The organism is Pseudarthrobacter sp. NamB4 (assembly GCF_005796185.1).
GTDB lineage: Bacteria > Actinomycetota > Actinomycetes > Actinomycetales > Micrococcaceae > Arthrobacter.
In genome coordinates this window covers 1-273 of the sequence record NZ_VAHM01000051.1, presented here as the reverse complement: position 1 = coordinate 273, position 273 = coordinate 1, and the positions used below count along the sequence as shown (strand labels likewise).

At 62.3% G+C, this 273-nt stretch carries 1 pseudogene; it reads right to left on the bottom strand.

Annotation, left to right across the window (positions count from 1 at the left end):
• Positions 1-273, bottom strand: a pseudogene (locus FDW81_RS17995) (glutamine--fructose-6-phosphate aminotransferase); the annotation flags it as partial.

The window sequence follows — 273 nt, the reverse complement described above, 5'->3', positions numbered from 1 at the left end:
CGTGCCCGCATACGCGGCGGTTCCGCAGGCCAGCACGATGATCTTGTTGACCTTCTTCAACAGCTCCGGATCGATCCGCAGCTCGTCCAGGGTCAGCTTGCCGTTAACGTCAGATCGGCCCAGCAGGGTCTGCGCCACGGCGTCGGGCTGGTCATGGATCTCCTTCTCCATGAACGAGCTGAACCCGCCCTTCTCGGCAGAGGCAGGGTCCCAGTCCACGTGGTATTCCTTGCCCTGGGCAGGGTTGCCGAAGAAATCGGTGATCTCCACCGT